The sequence below is a fragment of the Kitasatospora sp. P5_F3 genome (assembly GCF_054049135.1).
The window spans coordinates 26,778-40,386 of record NZ_JBFUMY010000039.1; the positions used below are offsets into that span (position 1 = coordinate 26,778).

At 72.9% G+C, this 13,609-nt stretch carries 10 protein-coding genes and 1 pseudogene; 7 read left to right on the forward strand and 4 right to left on the reverse strand.

Annotation, left to right across the window (positions count from 1 at the left end):
* Window positions 1-75: 75 nt before the first annotated feature.
* Together ACXJMZ_RS23560 and ACXJMZ_RS23565 are read left to right on the forward strand one after the other, a co-directional pair.
* Window positions 76-1,785, forward strand: a complete 1,710-nt coding sequence (locus tag ACXJMZ_RS23560) for an LCP family glycopolymer transferase (protein WP_457032039.1) — start codon at window positions 76-78, stop codon at window positions 1,783-1,785.
* Window positions 1,786-1,849: 64 nt separating this feature from the next.
* On the forward strand, window positions 1,850-2,758 hold the full coding sequence (locus tag ACXJMZ_RS23565; protein ID WP_457032040.1) for a DNA-3-methyladenine glycosylase family protein: 909 nt from the start codon (window positions 1,850-1,852) through the stop codon (window positions 2,756-2,758).
* 100 nt (window positions 2,759-2,858) lie between these two features.
* Here the strand turns inward: ACXJMZ_RS23565 and ACXJMZ_RS23570 are convergent, their stop codons facing one another.
* The 3 genes from ACXJMZ_RS23570 to ACXJMZ_RS23580 are packed head-to-tail and all read right to left on the reverse strand — an operon-like array spanning window position 2,859 to window position 5,746.
* Window positions 2,859-4,148: a coenzyme F420-0:L-glutamate ligase gene (locus tag ACXJMZ_RS23570; RefSeq protein WP_457032041.1), complete on the reverse strand. Its 1,290-nt coding sequence runs from the start codon at window positions 4,146-4,148 to the stop codon at window positions 2,859-2,861.
* Window positions 4,145-5,104, reverse strand: a complete 960-nt coding sequence (cofD, locus tag ACXJMZ_RS23575) for a 2-phospho-L-lactate transferase (RefSeq protein ID WP_457032042.1) — start codon at window positions 5,102-5,104, stop codon at window positions 4,145-4,147. Before cofD ends, ACXJMZ_RS23570 begins: the two co-directional genes overlap by 4 nt.
* Window positions 5,105-5,152: 48 nt before the next feature.
* Window positions 5,153-5,746 carry a cysteine dioxygenase gene (locus tag ACXJMZ_RS23580; RefSeq protein WP_457032043.1) on the reverse strand — a complete coding sequence of 198 codons (594 nt, stop codon included), beginning with the start codon at window positions 5,744-5,746 and terminating at the stop codon, window positions 5,153-5,155.
* A 671-nt stretch (window positions 5,747-6,417) separates the two neighbouring features.
* Here ACXJMZ_RS23580 and ACXJMZ_RS23585 point away from each other — a divergent pair.
* The 3 genes from ACXJMZ_RS23585 (at window position 6,418) to ACXJMZ_RS23595 (ending at window position 12,310) form a co-directional block, all read left to right on the forward strand.
* On the forward strand, window positions 6,418-6,690 hold the full coding sequence (locus ACXJMZ_RS23585) for a WhiB family transcriptional regulator (RefSeq protein WP_057232581.1): 273 nt from the start codon (window positions 6,418-6,420) through the stop codon (window positions 6,688-6,690).
* A 196-nt stretch (window positions 6,691-6,886) separates the two neighbouring features.
* Window positions 6,887-10,681, forward strand: a complete 3,795-nt coding sequence (locus ACXJMZ_RS23590; RefSeq protein ID WP_457032044.1) for a glycosyltransferase — start codon at window positions 6,887-6,889, stop codon at window positions 10,679-10,681.
* Between the two features lie 9 nt (window positions 10,682-10,690).
* On the forward strand, window positions 10,691-12,310 hold the full coding sequence (locus tag ACXJMZ_RS23595; protein WP_457032045.1) for a DUF5719 family protein: 1,620 nt from the start codon (window positions 10,691-10,693) through the stop codon (window positions 12,308-12,310).
* A gap of 125 nt (window positions 12,311-12,435) precedes the next feature.
* On the opposite strand, the gene ACXJMZ_RS23600 is transcribed toward ACXJMZ_RS23595, so the two are convergent.
* Window positions 12,436-12,885 carry a metallopeptidase family protein gene (locus tag ACXJMZ_RS23600; RefSeq protein WP_082598369.1) on the reverse strand — a complete coding sequence of 150 codons (450 nt, stop codon included), beginning with the start codon at window positions 12,883-12,885 and terminating at the stop codon, window positions 12,436-12,438.
* A gap of 130 nt (window positions 12,886-13,015) precedes the next feature.
* Between ACXJMZ_RS23600 and ACXJMZ_RS23605 the strand changes: the two genes are divergently transcribed.
* Both ACXJMZ_RS23605 and manB read left to right on the forward strand, forming a co-directional pair.
* Entirely contained in the window at window positions 13,016-13,381 is a 366-nt protein-coding gene (locus ACXJMZ_RS23605) for a DUF3499 domain-containing protein (RefSeq protein ID WP_457032046.1), read from the forward strand.
* 78 nt (window positions 13,382-13,459) lie between these two features.
* A pseudogene (gene manB, locus ACXJMZ_RS23610) lies at window positions 13,460-13,609 on the forward strand (phosphomannomutase/phosphoglucomutase); the annotation flags it as partial.

Below are 13,609 nucleotides of genomic sequence, written 5' to 3' on the forward strand. Positions count from 1 at the left end.
TTAAGGCGGTTGTCCGCCATGACGCCGGTCACACTCCGGCCGGATCATGGCCGAAGCTCGTCTAGGGTGTCCGGGATGAACAGCGGACACCGGCGCAGGGCCGACCTCGCGGACCAGAACCCGCCCGAGGTCGATCCGGCCGATCAGTGGGTGCTCGACCCGGCCACGGGCGAGTTCCGGCTGGACCTGGACGCGGTGCCCGCGCAGGTGCCCCGCCCCCGGGCGGCCGGGACCGCGCCGACGCCCGCGACCCCGAGGCGGGCCGAGCGGCCGACCGGCGGCCGGGCCGACCGCCGTCGCCAGGCACACGGGGGAAAGGCGAACGGCGGGAAGGCGGCCAAGGAGAAGACGCGCGGCAGCCGACGGGCCCTCAAGTGGACCGCCGGGGTGGCCGCACTGGTGCTGGTGGCCGGCTGCGGTGGTGCGTACTACGCGTACCAGCACTTCAACGGGAACCTCTCCTCGGTCGACGTCAAGGTCGGCAGCGAGGCCGAGCGGCCGAAGGCGGCCACCGGGGCGCTGAACATCCTGGTGATCGGCACCGACAGCCGAAAGGGCCTGGGGCGCGAGTACGGCGACGAGGGCAGCGAGGGCCACGCCGACACCACCCTGCTGTTCCACATCTCCAAGGACCGCAGCAACGCGACCGTGCTGAGCATCCCGCGCGACCTGATGGTGCCGATCCCGGAGTGCGAGACCGCCGCGGGCAAGAAGATCCCGGGCGAGAGCCGGGCGATGTTCAACACCAGCCTGGGGCAGAACGGCCGGGACCCGGGCTGTACCTGGAAGACCGTCGAGAAGATGACGGACATTCACATCGACCACTTCGTGATGGTGGACTTCGAGGCGGTCAAGACCCTCTCCACCGCCGTCGGCGGGGTGGAGGTCTGCGCGGCCAAGGACATCAACGACAAGGACTCGCACCTGAAGATGTCCAAGGGCAAGCACGTGGTGCAGGGCGAGGAGGCGCTCGCCTTCGTCCGCACCCGGCATGCCGTGGGCCTCGGCGGGGACCTGACCCGGATCCCGCTCCAGCAGCAGTTCATCAGCTCGATGATCCGCAAGATCAAGAGCAGCGACACCCTGACCAGTCCGACCAAGCTGTGGAACCTCGCGGACGCCGCCACCAAGGCGCTCACCGTGGACTCCACCATCAAGAGCGTGGACAAGCTCAAGGACCTGGCCCTCGACCTCGCCAAGGTGAACACCCAGAACATCACCTTCACCACGGTGCCGGTGCTGGACGACCCCAAGGACGAGAACCGGCTGATCCTGAAGGACAAGGACGCCGCCCAGCTGTTCGCGATGGTCGCCGCCGACCGCTCGCTCACCCAGGTGGCGGGCGCCGCCGCCGAGGTGCCGGCCGAGACGCCCACGGTGGCCCCGACACCGGCGCCGACCGCGTCGGCGGTGGACGCGGCGGCGGTCCGGGTGACGGTCCGGAACGGCACCGGGACCAGTGGCCAGGCCACCAAGGCCGTCACCGCACTGGAGGGCAAGGGCTTCACCGCCGCCACCCCGGGCAAGGACGCCACCGCCGTCGCCACCAGCTCGATCAGCTACCCGCGCGGCAAGGCCGACCAGGCCGCCGCCCTGGCGGTCGCGCTCGGGCTGCCCGCCGAGGTGGCCAAGGAGAGCAGCGCGCTCGGTACGAAGGACTCGCTGCAGGTGGTGCTCGGCAAGGACTTCACCACGCTGGGCAAACCGGCCGCGCCGGTGCCCACCGAGGCGCCCAAGGAACTCCAGCGGGTGCAGGCCGACGACGAGAACCTGTGCGCCAAGTGACCACGGGAGCTCAGGTCGGCACCTGCCGACCGGCGTAGGGTGCAGCTCGGAGAGGCGGTGCGAGATGCCTGGCGCGGTACGACGGTGGCGGCCGGGGTTCCCGCTGGACCTCGGGCGGACGCTGCTGCCGCTACGGCACGGGCCCGCCGACCCGGCCTACCGGACGGAACCCGACGGCGGGATCTGGCGGGCCTCCAGGACACCGGGCGGGATCGGTACGCTCCGGCTCTCCGTCCGGTCCGGCGAGGTCGAGGGCCAGGCCTGGGGCCCCGGCGCGGACTGGCTGCTGGAGCGGCTGCCGACGCTGCTGGGCGAGCATGACGACCCGTCAGGACTGGTACTGCCACCGGGGCCGCTGCGCGAGGCGCAGCGCACCCACGCGGGCGTCCGGCTGGTCAGGACCGGGCTGGTGCTGGAGTCGCTGATCCCCTCGATCCTGGAACAGAAGGTCACCACCGACGAGGCCTACCGCGCCTGGCGCACCCTGCTCCGGGACTTCGGCACCCCCGCACCCGGCCCGGCCACCGGCCTGCGGGTGGCGCCGTCCGCCCGGGAGTGGGCACTGATCCCGAGCTGGGAGTGGCACCGCGCGGGCGTCGACCCCAGGCGCGCCGCCACCGTGGTCCGGGCCGCCCGGCTGGCTCCCCGGCTGGAGGAGGCCTCCGCCTTCCCGCACGACGAGGCCTTCGCCCGGCTGACCACCGTGCCCGGCATCGGCCACTGGACCGCCGCAGAGACGCTGCAGCGCAGCAACGGCGACCCCGACGCGGTCTCGGTCGGCGACTACCACCTCCCCAACCTGGTCGGCTGGGCCCTGGCAGGCCGCCCCCGCAGCGACGACGCCCAGATGCTCGCCCTCCTCGCCCCCTACGCGGGCCACCGCCACCGCCTCTGCCGCCTCCTCACCCTGACCGGCACCCGAGCCCCCCGCTACGGCCCTCGCCTCACCCCGGAAGACCACCGGAACCGGTGACCAGGCGTCAGCCACCAGGGGCTCGGGGAACGGCGACGCCAACCTCAGAAAAGGTCACACCCACGTGCATGGTCAGGCACTTTGCATTTCGACCCAGCACCTAACGAGTCAGCAGAAAAGCTTCGGCCGACCGAGCCTGACGTTCCTTCGGCCCTTCGGCCGGCCGCCCCACCGCGACAGCCCCCATCGGATCCCACCCGTCCGGCAGGTCGAGCACGCCACGCACGGTGTCCCGACAGAACATCGTCGACGACACCCACGCAGACCCGTACCCCTCCCCGGTCAGCGTCACCAACAGGTTCTGCACGGCCGCCCCGATCGCCACCGTGAACATCTCCCGCTCGGCCGCAGCCCGCCGAGCGTCCGGATAGTCGTGCGAACCGTCCATCACCAGGCAGGGGACCACCAGGTACGGCGCATCCCGCAGCACGTTGCCCCGGGCGGTCCGCCGGGCCACCTTCGCGTCGTCCCAGCCGTCCAGCTCGCGCAGGTCCCGCTGCCAGGCGGCGAGCATCGCGTCGAGCAGCCGGGTACGGACCTCGGGCGTCTCCAGCAGCACGAACCGCCAGGGCGTGGTGTGGTGCGGCGCCGGCGCGGTGACGGCGGCGGCCACCGCACGCCGGACGGCGGCCGGGTCGACCGGCTCACCGGTGAACGACCGGACGGTCCGCCGCAGCGTGACGGCCTGCCGGAGCGCCTCGGAGGTGCCGAGCCGGAACATGTCGTCGGCGGCCGGGCGGATCAGCGGACGGACGCCCTCGCCGTCCTCGGCCGTCACCAGGGTGCCCAGGCCGCGGACGACGGCGACGGGTACGCCGCTGGTCTTGCCCTTCACCAGGTCACCGGCGGCGGCCAGTTCGTCGGCGGTGGCGGTGACGGTGAGGGCGAGCTCGTTGCCGTGGCTGTCCTGCCGTCCCCGATGGTCGTCGAGGACGGCCAGCCCGGCGGCGCCGATCGCCACGTCGGTCAGGCCGGTGCGCCAGGGCCGGCCGAAGGTGTCGGTGACCAGCACGGCCAGCCGACGGCCGGTCAGCTGCTGGAGCCGGGCCCGCAGCGCGCGTGCGGAGGCGTCGGGGTCGACCGGCAGCAGCAGTACGGTGCCGGGGGCGGTGTTGGAGGCGTCCACGCCGGCCGCCGCCATCACCAGGCCGTTCCGGTTCTCGACGATCCGGGCCGGGCCGCGCCGGGCCACCACCCGGACGGTCTCGGCGTCGATCGCCGCCTCCCGGTCGGCGGCCTGCAGCAGCCGGCCCTCGGCCTTGCTGACGATCTTCGAGGTGACCAGCAGGATGTCGCCGTCCTCGAAGGTCCCGGCCTTGGCGATCAGTTCGGCCAGGTCGGCGCCGGCCGTGATCTCCGGCAGCCCCGCCACCGGCAGGACCGAGATCACGCCCTGACCTGCTCGGCCAGCTCCATCGCGGCCCGGGCCATCTCGGCGGTGGCCGGTACGTCGGTCATCAGCAGCGGGACCGCCCGGCAGGCGATCCCGGCGGCCTCGACCGCCGCCACGGCGTCGGCGTCGGTGCTGTCCACCAGCCATCCGTCGAGCAGGTCGGCACCGTAGTGCAGCGCCACCGCGGCGGCGGTCGCCTCGACGCCGACCGCCGCCAGCACCTTGTCGGCCATGCCGCGTACCGGCGCCCCGCCGATGATCGGGGAGAGCCCGACCACCGGAGCGGCGGCGGCGCTGACGGCCTGTCGGATGCCGGGGACGGCCAGGATGGTGCCGATCGAGACCACCGGGTTGGACGGCGGGAGCAGGATCACGTCCGCCGCGGCGATCGCCTCCAGCACGCCGGGGGCGGGCTTGGCGGTGTCGGCGCCGACCGGGATGATCGCCTCGGCGGCCACGGCGGCGTGCAGCTTGACCCAGTACTCCTGGAAGTGCACCACCCGAGGGCCGGCCGTCTCCGTGATCCGGACGTGGGTCTCGACCCGGTCGTCGGTCATCGGCAGCAGCCTGACCCCGGGCTGCCAGCGGTCGCAGAGCGCCTCGGTGACGGCGCTGAGCGGGTAGCCCGCGCCGAGCATCTGGGTCCGCACGATGTGGGTGGCGAAGTCCCGGTCGCCGAGGCCGAACCACTCGGGCCCGACGCCGTACGCCTTCAGCTCCTCCTTGACCGACCAGGTCTCGTCGGCTCGGCCCCAGCCCTGTTCCTCGTGGATGCCACCGCCGAGGGTGTACATCACGGTGTCCAGGTCGGGACAGACCTTGAGACCGAAGAGGTGGATGTCGTCGCCGGTGTTGCCGATGACGGTGATCTCGTCCTGAGGGYCGGTCAGCTCACGGAGTCCGCGCAGGAAACGCGCTCCACCGATCCCGCCTGCCAGTGCCACGATGCGCATGCGCTCATCCTGCCAGGCGGGCCGGTGGCCGCGGGCCGGGGCCCGGCCTCAGTGCGACTCCACCCGGGTCTCGGGGGCGACCGAGACGCCGTACTGGTTCATCTCGACCAGGCCGGGCGAGTACAGGTGGATCGACACGGCGGGCTCCAGCGAGGCGTTGACCACCTCGTGCAGGTATCCGGCCGAGAACACCCGCTGACCACCGGGGCGGAGCGGACGGGTGCCCTCACCGGCGTGGGTGAGGGAGCGCTCGACCAGCTCGCCCTGAAGCACCGTCATGACGCCGGAGGACTGGCCGTGGTCGTGGAAGCCGCTGCTCTGGCCGGGCAGCCAGCTGAGCAGCCAGACCTCGTAGCCGGGGCCGGTCTCCAGCCGGGCGTACCAGCGGGTGAGTGCGTCGTAGCGGACCAGCGGCTCCCAGCGGGAGCGGTCGGCGGCGATCTCGCGGACCAGCCGGGCGTAGTCGGCCACGGTGCCGGGGTGCTGCGGCAGGTCGGTGCGGGCCAGGTGCGGGAAGGCCAGCGGGTCGCCGGCGATGGAGACGTCGCTCAGACCGTCCGTCCAGCGGGGGGCCGGTACGACGGCGACGGGGAGGTGCTTGGCGCGGTCTCGGTTGCGCTTGCGGAGGCGGGGCATTCGCATGGGAGGAATCCTCGGAGCGGCTGGTCGGCGGGGGATTCAGCCGGGCCGCGGGATTCAGGGGGACTCTGTCGCGCGGGCGGCCTCGATGTTCCTGGGCGGCGCGCGGTGGGACGCGAGCGCCTAGATACAGGAACAGAGGCGACAACAGAGCGAGCTCGCGGCAGCACGGAGCAGCGCCTGGCGGCGGCTCCGGGAGGTGGCGAACTCTGACATGCGTGCAAGGAGACCTCAGGAGGGGGGCGAGTGTCAAGCCAACTCCGGGACATTCAGGGCAGATCACTCCTGAACTACCGGATGGGGTGATAAATCACCCTCTATGTTTCGATGCGAAGATCGCCGGGAAGGCAGCCGGGGACCGGGCAACCAGCGCGATCCGTTCCGGCGTCCCCCGTTCGGGGGGTGGTCGGGGCGACGGTGGGTCAGGTTGACTGCCTGTCAGACGGTGGGTGGTTCCGGCGGGTTGAGGCCCATCAGGGCGATAGATCCGAGATGTCCGGATATGTACACTAATCGTAGTGCCTTGGTTCCGGGGAGTGAATCCTTGGCCCAATACCAGAGCTCGGCTTGACTGGGCCAGAGTGACGCACATGTAATTTCACTCGTGTCGTTCCGCCGCTCCAGGCAACGGCAACACCACGGGGACGCCAAAAGGGGCAGAGGAGGCGCGCCAGATGAGCGAGCTCTTTGAGCTGTTGATCGGTGAGGGCATCGAAGAGGACGAAGAGGAACTCGGTTGGCAGGAGCGCGCGCTGTGCGCTCAGACCGACCCGGAGTCCTTCTTCCCGGAGAAGGGCGGCTCCACCCGCGAGGCGAAGAAGGTCTGCCTCTCCTGCGAGGTCAGGTCCGAGTGCCTCGAGTACGCCCTGGCCAACGACGAGCGCTTCGGTATCTGGGGCGGCCTCTCCGAGCGCGAGCGCCGTCGGCTCAAGAAGAGCGCGGTCTGACCGGGCCGTCATCCGCTGGTCCGCACCGGCTTCTGTGCAGCGCCTCACCGACGACGGTGGGGCGCTTTCGCATTCCCCCACTGCTTCTGCGCACACTCCGGGCGCAAGCCCGCCACCCGGAGCCGTTAGTGTGGTGCGCCACCTGACTTCGCCGTTCTCGGCCGCGTCCACTGAGAAGCTTGGGGCCCACTGCTCGATGACCGTCTACAGCCACCAGAGCGGCTTCTCCGCGACCCGGCCGCCCGCGTACCCGCGCCACCTGGTCACCGCCGTGATCGTCTCGCACGACGGTGCCCGCTGGCTCCCGCAGGCCCTCGCCGGGCTGCTCGGCCAGGACCGGCAGGTGCAGCGGATCCTCGCCGTGGACACCGGCTCCACCGACACCTCGCCGCAGCTGCTCCAGGACACCCTCGGTGACTGGCTGCCCGAGAGCGGGCCGCTGATCCTCGGCCGCCGCTCCGGCTTCGGCAACGCCGTCGGCCAGGCCGTCTTCAACAGCCCGCCGCTGCGCCCCGAGGACCTCCCGTACAGCCTCGACCCGTCCGGCTACGACCCGGTCACCGGCGGCTGGGACGACTTCGGCGACCCGCTCGGCGCCGAGGACGACCTCGGCCGGGGCGGCCCGCGCGAGACCCGGCCGGTCGAGTGGCTCTGGCTGCTGCACGACGACTGCGAGCCGCAGACCGACGCCCTGCGCCGGCTGCTCCAGGTCGCCGACTCCACCCCGACCGCCGCCGTGGTCGGCCCCAAGCTGCGCAGCTGGTACGACCGTCGCCAGCTGCTCGAAGTGGGCGTCACCATCGCCCGCTCCGGCCGCCGTTGGACCGGCCTGGACCGCCGCGAGCAGGACCAGGGCCAGCACGACCAGGTCCGCCCGGTGCTCGCCGTCTCCACCGCGGGCATGCTGGTCCGCCGCGACGTCTTCGAGGAGCTCGGCGGCTTCGACAAGGCGCTGCCGCTGATGCGCGACGACACCGACTTCTGCTGGCGGGTCAACGCGGCCGGCCACCGGGTGGTGGTCGCCCCCGACGCCGTGCTCCGGCACGCCGAGGCGGCCAGCCGCGAGCGCCGCGCGATCGACTGCGGCTCGGCCCACCCGCACCGGGTCGACAAGGCCGGCGCGGTCTACACCCTGCTGGCCAACTCCAAGGGCCTGCTCTTCCCGTACGTGCTGCTCCGGCTGGTGCTCGGCACGCTGTTCCGGGTGCTGGTCAACGTGATCGGCAAGGACCCCAAACAGGCCTTCGACGAGCTCGCCGGGCTCGGCCACGAACTGGTCCGGCTGCCCCGCCTGTTGCTGGCCCGCAAACGCCGGGCCAGGACCAGGGCCGGGGACGCGCTGGACGACCGCACCCTCTTCCCGGCGCCCGGTGCGACCGCCCGGCTCGCCATCGAGGGCATGATCGGCTCGCTCGGGATCGGCGGCGCCGACGACTCCGGCGCCGGCCGGCACGGCTCGGTCGAGTCCGGGCCCGGTGACGAGGACGCCGACGACCTGGTGGTCGAGCAGTTCACGCTGCTCAAGAAGCTGGCCAGGCGCCCCGCCCCGCTGCTCTTCACCACCCTGCTGATCTTCGCCCTGATCGCCTGTCGCGACCTGCTCGGCAGCGGCCACCTGCTCGGCGGCGCCCTGCTGCCCGCCTCCGACGGGGCGTCAGGTCTCTGGTCGATGTACGCCGACGGCTGGCACCCGGTCGGCAGCGGCTCCACCGCCACCGCACCGCCGTACCTGGTCGTGCTCGCCGTGCTCTCCGGACTCACCTTCGGCAACGCCGACCTCGCGGTCGGCCTGCTGCTGGTGCTGGCCATCCCGCTCGCGGCGGTCAGCGCCTACCTGGTCTCCCGCCCGCTGATCGAGTCCAAGCTGGTCCGCGCCTGGGCCAGCGCCGGGTACGCCCTGCTGCCCGCCGCCACCGGCGCGCTCGCCCAGGGCCGGATCGGCACCGCCGTACTCGCGGTCCTGCTGCCGCCGTTGGCCAGGGCCGCCGCGATCAGCGCCGGTCTCGGCATCCGCGCCGAGACCGCCGCCAAGGGCGCCCGCCCCGGCTGGCGGTCCAGCTGGATGACCGTGCTGATGCTCACCGTCTGCACCGCCTTCGTCCCGCTCACCTGGGCCATCGCGGTCCCGCTCTGCCTGGCCGCGCTCACCCACGCGGTGCTCCGCGGCGGGGCGTACGGCATCGGCGGCGAGGCGCTGCGCCTGCTCGGCCTGCGCGTGCTGGTGATCCTCGGTATTCCCGTGCTGGTGCTCGCTCCCTGGTCGCTCCAGGTGCTCGCCCACCCCTCCCGACTGCTGCTCGAAGCCGGCCTGCCCGGTCTCAACGGCACGGCCCCCGGGGCGCTCGGCCTGATCCTGGCCAACCCCGGCGGCGCCGGGGTCCCGCCGGTCTGGCTCTCCGCCGGTGTGGTGCTCGCGGCTCTCGCCGCGCTGCTCCGGGCCGACCGCCGCCGCGCCGTGCTGGCCGCCTGGGGCGCCGCCGCCGCCGGGTTGATCTTCACCGTCGCGGTGGCCGGCACCGCCGTCACCCCCGCCTCCGGCGGCGCCCCGGTGGCCGCCTGGGCCGGGCCCGCCACGCTGCTGACCGGCGTCGCCCTGCTGGCCGCCGCCGCGATCGGCGCCGACGGCGCCAACACCCGGGTCGCCGGGATCGCCTTCGGCTGGCGCCAGCCGGTCGCCGCCCTGGTGCTGGCCGCCGCCGTACTCGCCCCGATCGGCACCGCCGTCTGGTGGGCCGTCACCGGCGCCCAGGGTCCGCTCCGCCGGACCGAGGCCGACCAGGTCCCCGCCTTCATCGCGGAGGAGGCCGGCACCACCGACCGCTCCCGCACCCTGGTGATCAGCGGTGACGCCCAGGCCGACGCCGTCCGCTACGCGCTGGTCCGCGGCGCGGGCCTGACCCTCGGTCAGGCCGAGGGCACGGTGGACGCCGCCGACGACCCGAAGGGCCGGCTGACCGGCCTGGTCGGCCGGCTGCTGGCCGGTTCCGGTGGCGAGCAGGCCAAGGAGCTGGCCGGACAGGGCATCGGCTACGTCGAGGTCAAGGACCCGCTGACCCCCAAGGTCCGGGACGTCCTGGACACCACCCCCGGCCTGACCAAGCTCAGCCAGGAGAACGGCATCGCGCTCTGGCAGGTCACCGGCGCCCCCGCCACCCGGGCCGTGATCGTCGACGACCAGGGCACCGCCAAGCCCTTCCCGTCCGCCGTGGACGACATCCACGGCGACCTCCCGGCCGGACCTGCGGGCCGGGTTCTGCGGCTGGCCGAACAGGCCGACCCCAAGTGGACCGCCACCCTGGGCGGCACCGCTTTGGAGCCGGTCACCCTGGACGGCTGGGCGCAGGGCTTCAAGCTCCCCGCCACCGGCGGCCGACTGGACGTCACCCGCAAGCCCGGCACGCTGCACACCGGCTGGATCTGGGCCCAACTCCTGCTCGGCGCCACCGTCCTGGTGCTCGCCCTGCCCGGCCGCCGCAACCACAACGACGACGACCTGCCCGAGGAGGTGGTGGCCGCCGCCGCGCTGGCCGCCGCCGCCCAGGCCCAGGCACCCGTCCCCGGCAGCCGCCGGGCCCGCCGGCTCGCCGAACGCGGCGAGGGCGAGACGGACGATTCCGAGCCTTCGAACGGCGTCTACGCCGCGGTCCCGCAGCAGTCCGCCACCGAACCGGACCCGGCGCCCGGGCCCCCGGCCGAGCAGTACCAGGACCCGTACCAGCAGGCCGACCCGTACAGCTGGGACCAGTACGCCGTCCCGCAGCAGCCCGCCGCCCCGTACGGCTACGAGCAGCAGCCGCAGTACGGCTACGACCAGTACGCCGGCTACGACCAGCAGCAGTACCAGGGGTACGAGCAGCAGGCCCAGCAGCAGACCGACCAGCAGGCCTGGATGCCGGAGCAGCCGCAGCAGGAGCCGTACTACGACCCCAACGACCCCCACAACCCCAACGACCCATACGGCCAGCCGTACCGGCACGGATCGGGGAGCTGACCCACCGTCATGAAGAAGCCCACGCTCAAGACCCCCAATATCAAGGCACCCAGCCTCAAGGCGCCCGACCTGAAGGCGCTCGGCGGCAGCCGCACCGGCACCTCCCTGCTCGCCGGGGCCGTCGCGCTCGGCGTGGTGTTCGGCATCGCCGAGCTGCGCCCGCCGGTGGACCCGGTCGGCGCGGTGACCGGCAGCGCGACCTCCGCGCAGGTCGAACGCACCGTCAAGGTCTGCCCGCAGCCGCTCCAGAACCTCACCGGCACCACCCAGCTCACGCTCTTCACCCCGCCGGGCGGCACCGCCACCGGCGGGTACGGCGCGCTGGTCGACGTCGCCCCGCGCACACCGGCCGCCGATGCCCCGGCACCGGCCCCGGCCGCGAGCCCCTCGGCCGCGCCGAGCGTCAACCCGGCCGACGTCGCTCCCAGCGGCGCCAGGGTCGCGCTCGCCAAGGTCGGCACGCCGGTCTCCGGAGCGGCTCAGAACGGCGATGTCGCCCCCGGCACCATCGCGACCGGCACCGGCTCCTTCGCCCCCGGCTTTGCCGTCAGCCAGACCACCACGGTCACCGACCAGCAGGGCCTGGGCCTCTCCGGCATCGACTGCACCCCCTCGGACACCAGCTTCTGGTTCTCCGGCGCCAGCACGGCGGGGGACCGGGTGGACTACGTCAGCCTGGTCAACGCCGAGTCGGTCGGAGCCGTGGTCGACCTCAAGTTCTACGGCGACAAGGGCCCGATCGAGGTCGAGGCCGCCAACGGCATCGCGCTCGGCCCCGGCACCTCACAGGCCCTCCGGCTGCCCTCCCTGATCAAGGATCAGAAGGACCTGGCCATCCACGTGGTGGCCCGCAGCGGCCGGGTCGGAGCCGGGCTGCACGCGGCCGAGGGCAACAAGGGCGCCGACTGGGTGCCCGCCTCCGCCACCCCCGCACCGACCCAGGTGCTCCCCGGCCTGATCGGCGACGCCAACACCGCCCACCTGGTGGTGGCCGCCCCGGGCGAGGACGACGCCGACCTCAAGGTCCAGGTCTCCGGCAAGAACGGCTGGTTCACCCCGGCCGGGTTCGAGACCGTCCACGTCAAGGCGGGCATGGTCACCGCGGTCGACCTCGGCCAGATCACCCGTAGCGAGCCCGGCGCCCTGCGCCTCAGCCCGTCCGACCCCGCCCACCCCACCCCGGTCATCGCCACCCTCCGGGTCGACCGGACCCAGAACGGCAAGTTCGACGCCGCCTGGATCACCGGCGCAACCCCGATCGAAAAGCGCGGCAGCATTGCCGACAACCGGGGCGGCGGTGTCACCACCGTCCTCCTGACCTCCACCGGCGAGGCCGCCAAGGTCAAGCTCACCAGCTCGGCCGGCAGCACCGCAGGCGACCCCGTCAGCAAGGACATCGAGATCGCGGCCGGCGCCACCGTCGCCCTCCCGGCCCCCGAACCGACCGGCCTCAACGGCTTCTTCGGCCTCACCGTGGAGACCGTCTCCGGCGGCCCCGTGGCAGCGGCCCGCATGCTCGCGATCCCCGCCAAGGACGTCCCGATGTTCACCATCCAGTCCATCCGCGACGACCACGGCACCGTCACCGTCCCCCACGCCGCCCCCGACCCGGCAATCCTGCTCCGCTGATTCCAGGGGCTCGGGCAGCTGCTCAGCCAGGCACTACCCAGGGGCTCGGGGAACTGCGACGCCGACCCATGCAAGGTGATCCCTGCGTAGGTGGTCAGGCACTTTCGCAGTGACCCGAGCCCCCACTACTCCTCGTCGTACCGAGGATCAATCGCATCAGGCGACAGCCCCAACAGGTCCGCGACCTGCTCGATCAGGATCTCGTGCACCAGCGCAGCCCGGTCGTCCCGACTCTTCACCCGGATCTCCACCGGCCGCCGGTAGACGATGATCCGGCTCTTCCGCCCCTGTGCAGCCGCGATCACCCGCCCGAGCGGTACCGCCTCCAGCACCGGCGCCCCCGCCTCCGCGACCGGCACCTCCTGCACGGCGAACTCCACGTCGACCAGCTGCGGCCACCGCCGCTCCAGTCGTTCCACCGACTCGCGCACGTAGTCGTCGAACAGCTCGGACCTGGTGAGCGAGATGGGCACCTGGGGAGGCGCCAGCGGCCCTCGCAGGCCGCGGCCGTGCCGGTCACGGTGCCTGCGACGCCTAGGCGGCTCGGCCGGTGATTGGGGTGCGGAGCTGTCCATATCAGTGTCGAGCGTAGCCCTTGGCAGCCCGGAAGTGGACCACCTCGGCCGGGCCCATGTCGGCGACACGTGACACTCGGCGGGGGAGGGTCTTCGCGGCCTGGTCAGGAGTGCGGTACCGTCCACCCTCGTGAGCTCTGTACGCCGTTGTTCGCGGACCGCGTGCGGCCGACCGGCCGTCGCGACGCTGACGTACGTCTACGCGGACTCCACCGCCGTCCTCGGCCCGCTCGCGACGTACGCCGAGCCGCACTGCTACGACCTGTGCGCCGTGCACGCCGAGCGTCTGACCGCCCCGCGCGGCTGGGACGTGGTCCGGCTGGCCGCCGACGTCGGCCCGCTGAGGCGCTCGAGCGACGACCTGGAGGCGCTGGCCAACGCGGTCCGTGAAGCGGCCCGCCCCCAGACGCCCCGTCAGACCCGGATGCCCGAGCCCGACCCCACCGAGGCAGGCCGTCGCGGCCACCTGCGGGTGCTCCGCTCGCCCGACAGCTGAGACCGTCCGAGCACCGAACCGGTCATCACCTGCGGGTACGCTGCCCTCCTCTGAGGACCCAACAGGTGTGGAGTGGCAGTGCGGGACTTGAAGCAGCTGGTGAAGGCGTACGACGTGCGTGGTGTGGTGCCGGATCAGTGGGACGAGTCGTTGTCGTTCGCGTTGGGTGCGGCGTTCGTGCGGGTGGTGGGTGCGTCGGCGGTGGTGGTGGGGCATGACATGCGTCCG

What these genes read in the sequence shown, in the direction of transcription:
- ACXJMZ_RS23590 (WP_457032044.1), top strand. Translation starts at nt 6,887, where the DNA reads ATGACCGTCTACAGCCACCAGAGCGGCTTCTCCGCGACCCGGCCGCCC.
- ACXJMZ_RS23580 (WP_457032043.1), bottom strand. Translation starts at nt 5,746, where the DNA reads ATGCGAATGCCCCGCCTCCGCAAGCGCAACCGAGACCGCGCCAAGCAC.
- ACXJMZ_RS23585 (WP_057232581.1), top strand. Translation starts at nt 6,418, where the DNA reads ATGAGCGAGCTCTTTGAGCTGTTGATCGGTGAGGGCATCGAAGAGGAC.
- ACXJMZ_RS23595 (WP_457032045.1), top strand. Translation starts at nt 10,691, where the DNA reads ATGAAGAAGCCCACGCTCAAGACCCCCAATATCAAGGCACCCAGCCTC.
- ACXJMZ_RS23565 (WP_457032040.1), top strand. Translation starts at nt 1,850, where the DNA reads ATGCCTGGCGCGGTACGACGGTGGCGGCCGGGGTTCCCGCTGGACCTC.
- ACXJMZ_RS23600 (WP_082598369.1), bottom strand. Translation starts at nt 12,885, where the DNA reads ATGGACAGCTCCGCACCCCAATCACCGGCCGAGCCGCCTAGGCGTCGC.
- ACXJMZ_RS23560 (WP_457032039.1), top strand. Translation starts at nt 76, where the DNA reads ATGAACAGCGGACACCGGCGCAGGGCCGACCTCGCGGACCAGAACCCG.